The following is a 4,206-nucleotide window of genomic DNA, read 5'->3' as shown; positions in this document are numbered from 1 at the left end:
GATGGTCGTTGTAAGGCGTTTGCGGCGTCGGCGGATGGTACGGGGTGGGGTGAGGGTGTGGGTGTGTTGTTGTTGGAGCGGTTGTCGGATGCGCGTCGTGGTGGGCGGCGGGTGTTGGCGGTGGTGCGTGGTTCGGCGGTGAATCAGGACGGTGCGTCGAACGGTTTGACGGCGCCGAGCGGTCCGGCGCAGCAGCGGGTGATTCGGCGGGCGTTGGCGGGTGCGGGTTTGTCGGTGGGTGATGTGGATGTGGTGGAGGCGCACGGTACGGGGACGCGGTTGGGTGATCCGATCGAGGCGCAGGCGTTGTTGGCGACGTATGGGCGGGGTCGGGTGGTGGGTCGGCCGTTGTGGTTGGGGTCGGTGAAGTCGAACATCGGTCATACGCAGGCGGCTGCGGGTGTGGCGGGTGTGATCAAGATGGTGTTGGCGATGGATCGTGGGGTGTTGCCGCGGACGTTGCATGTGGACGCGCCTACGGGTGAGGTGGATTGGTCGTCGGGTGGGGTGGAGTTGTTGACCCGGTCGCGGCCGTGGGAGCGGGACGGGCGTCCGCGCCGGGCGGGGGTGTCCTCGTTCGGCATCAGCGGAACCAACGCCCACGTCATCCTCGAAGCAGCCGAGGACGACCCTGCAGCGGCCACAACCGCACCGACCACAACCGCACCGGCCACAACTCCATCGGTCGCCACTGCACCGGTCCCCGACGACCGCGACTTCCCCACGATCCCGCTGGTGCTCTCCGGTCGGGGCGAACTCGCGCTACGGGCGCAGGCGAAACGGCTGCTGAGTCACCTGCAAGCGCGACTCGACACCGACCCCGCGGCGATCGGCGCCGCGCTGATCGCCACCCGTGCCACGTTGTCGCACCGAGCCGTGGTCTGGGGGCGCGACCGCGACGAACTCACGACCGGACTGCACGCCCTTGCCGCCGGTGAGCACCCGCCGGGCGTTGTCACCGGTACCGCGATCGCCGGCAAACTCGGCTTCGCGTTCACCGGCCAGGGCTCGCAGCACCACGACATGGGCAGCGAACTGGCAGCCGCTTTCCCGGCTTTCGACCAGGCGCTCGATGCCGTGTGCGCCGAACTCGACCCACTCCTCGGCCTTTCCCTCCGCCAGGCCATCACCGACCACGAACAACCGCTGCACCACACCGCTCTCGCCCAACCGGCCCTGTTCGCCGTCGAGATGGCACTGTTCCGGCTCCTCCAAGACCTCGCGCCCACTCCCGACATCCTCATCGGCCACTCGCTCGGCGAGATCACCGCCGCCTGCGCGGCCGAGGTCTTCTCGCTGCCCGACGCCGCACGGCTGGTCGTCGCCCGGGCGAGCCTGATGCAATCCCTGCCGTCCGGCGGCGCGATGAGCGCCATCCAGGCCACCGAGGACGAGATCCGGCCCCACCTCACCTCCACGGTCTCCCTTGCCGCCGTGAACGGTCCCGAGGCCGTCGTCGTCTCCGGTGACCAGGACGCCGTCACCCGCATCGCCGCACACTTCGCGCAGAACGGGCGCCGAACCCGACAACTGCACGTGTCCCACGCCTTTCACTCACCCCGGATGGAACCCATCCTCGACGCGTTCCACGCGACCGCGGCCGCCATCACGTACCACCCGCCACGCATCCCCGTCATCTCCAACTCCACGGGCCACATCGCCACCCACGACGAACTCGCCTCCCCCGAATACTGGGTCGAGCACATCCGACGACCCGTCCGCTTCATGGACGGGATCCGCACAGCGCACGGGTACGGCATTTCCCACCTCCTCGAAATCGGCCCCGACGCGGTCCTCACCGCCATGGCCCAGGACTGCCTCGCCGACACCGACCACGTCCTGCACACGTCCACGCTGCGCAAGAACCGACCCGAGACGCACACCCTGATCGCTGCGCTCGCCCGGCTCCACACCCACGGCATCGACATCGACTGGGCCTCCCTGCTCCCCGCCCCCGGGCACACCCCACTTCCCACCTACGCCTTCCAACACCACCACTACTGGGTCCAGGACACCGACCCCGATGCCACCGCGTACGCCCTCGACCCGGGGCCTGCCGTCGCCCTCGCCGACGACGAGGCCACCGTCGCCACCCGCGAGATCTCGCTCGGCGCGCAGCCCTGGCTCAACGACCACCTGCTCGACGGCACCACGACCTTGTCGGGCGGCGTCCTCCTCGAACTCGCCCTGCACACCGGCGACCGCACCGACTGCACCACCGTCGAGGAACTCGTCCTCGACACCCCGCTCACCCTTCCCGAGCACGACACCATCACCCTCCAGACCCGTACCGGCAAGCCCGACTCCACCGGGAGACGCCCCATCCGCGTGTCCTCCCGACCCCGAAACGGCGATCACGCCTGGACACACCACGCCCGCGGAATCCTCGCGCCCTCCCCGGAAGTCGAGCCGGACACCGGTGACTTCGTGCCACCGCCGCCCGCCGAAGGCACGTCGCCGGCGCCGAAGACGTGGAGCGACGGCGACGACCTGTACGCGACTGTCGCCCTTTCCCCGGACATCGAGACCCGCCGATACCTGCTGCACCCGGCCCTCCTCGACAGCGCTTGGCACGCGATGGGTACGTCGACGGACATCGACGCGGCCGACGGCCTTTGGGCCACCGCGTGGCGCGGGGTGCGTTTGCATGCCGTCGGAGCCGGCGCCCTGCGCGTGCGGTTGACTCCCACCGGCACACCGAACGAGTACTCCCTGTGCGCCGTGGACGCCGAGTCCGCGTGCGTGCTGACGATCGACGCGGTGACGCTACGGCGCGCGACGGCGGAGGAACGCGGCGGTCCCGCCCGACAGTCGACCGAGGCGTTGTATCGGGTGGAGTGGACACCCGTGCCGACCGACGGTGACCACTCCGCGGCGCCGCTCGGTTCGGTGCCGCTCGCCGGCAGGGCCCTGGTCGGCAGCGACGTCCTGGGACTGGGAGCCTCTTCGGGCACCCATGCCTACCCCGATCTCGCGGCGTTGGCGAGCGGCGCGCAGTCGCCGGACACGGTGATCGTGCAGTGCCCGCTCCCGACGGGTGACACTCCCGCGGACGTGCGAACGGCGGTGTATCGGGTGCTGGACGTCCTCCAGCAGTGGTTGGCCGACGACCGGTTCGCCCACTCGCGCCTGGTCGTGGTGACCCGCGGGGCCGTGGCCGTGGGCGACGAGGAGGTACCCGAGATCACGCAGGCACCGGTCTGGGGTCTGGTGCGCTCCGCGCACGCCGAACACCCGGGGCGCGTGGTCCTGGTGGACATGGACGATGCCTCGCAGGCGGCCTTGCCGGCGGCCCTGGACACAGGGGAGCCCCAACTCGCGCTTCGCGAGGGCACGATGTTCGTCCCGCGACTGGCACACACGGGCGGACCGGTCGAGGGCCCCGCCCGATCCGTCTTCGGCGCGGACGGGACCGTGTTGGTCACCGGCGCCACCGGTGGTCTCGGTCGGTTGGTGGCTCGACACCTCGTCACCGAGCACGGCGTACGACACCTCGTGCTGACCGGCCGTCGAGGTCCGTCCGCGCCCGGCGCGGCCGAACTGGCGGCGAAGTTGCGCGCGTTGGGCGCGCAGGTGACGCTGGTCGGGTGCGACATCGCGGACGCCGGCGCGCTGGCCGCGCTACTCGCGGACATCCCGAGCGAGCATCCGCTCACCGCCGTGGTGCACGTGGCCGGAGTCAACGACGACGCCCTCGTCGCCTCCATGACGCACGCACAGGTGGAAGCGGTACTGCGCGCCAAGGTGGATGCCGCGACGAACCTGCACGAGCTGACCGAACACCTCGACCTGACGGCCTTCGTGCTCTTCTCCTCCGCCTCGGGTGTCTTCGGCGGACCGGGGCAGGCCAACTACGCCGCGGCGAACGTCTTCCTCGACACGTTGGCGTGGCGACGCCGGTCGACGGGCCGGCCCGCGCTTTCCCTGGCCTGGGGCCTGTGGTCCGAGGAGCAGGGCATGGGTGGCCGGCTCAAGGAGGCGGACCTTCGACGGATGGCCCGAAACGGCATGGGCGCGCTGTCCGGCGCGCAGGGCCTGGCCCTGTTCGACGCGGCTCTGCAGGCTCCGGAAGCCGTGCTGATTCCGGCAGTTCTCGACCTCGCCGCAGTACGCAAGGCCGCCGGTCCCGTACCCGCGTTGCTGCGTGGCCTCGTTCGCGTGCGCGGCGGTTCGGCGCGGCGTACGGCGGCCGCGACGGCAACCGCC

At 70.8% G+C, this 4,206-nt stretch carries 1 protein-coding gene; it reads left to right on the top strand.

Annotated elements, in window-relative coordinates; all coding sequences use genetic code 11:
• Positions 1-57: 57 nt before the first annotated feature.
• Positions 58-4,206, top strand: a 4,149-nt coding sequence (locus GT354_RS14335) for a type I polyketide synthase (RefSeq protein WP_346012029.1), incomplete at its 3' end; no start/stop codon positions are given.

Origin of the sequence: Streptomyces sp. SID3343, assembly GCF_009865215.1 — a bacterium.
GTDB lineage: Bacteria > Actinomycetota > Actinomycetes > Streptomycetales > Streptomycetaceae > Embleya.
Note: the sequence above shows the minus strand (reverse complement) of the source record. Positions and strands in the feature narration are given on the sequence as shown.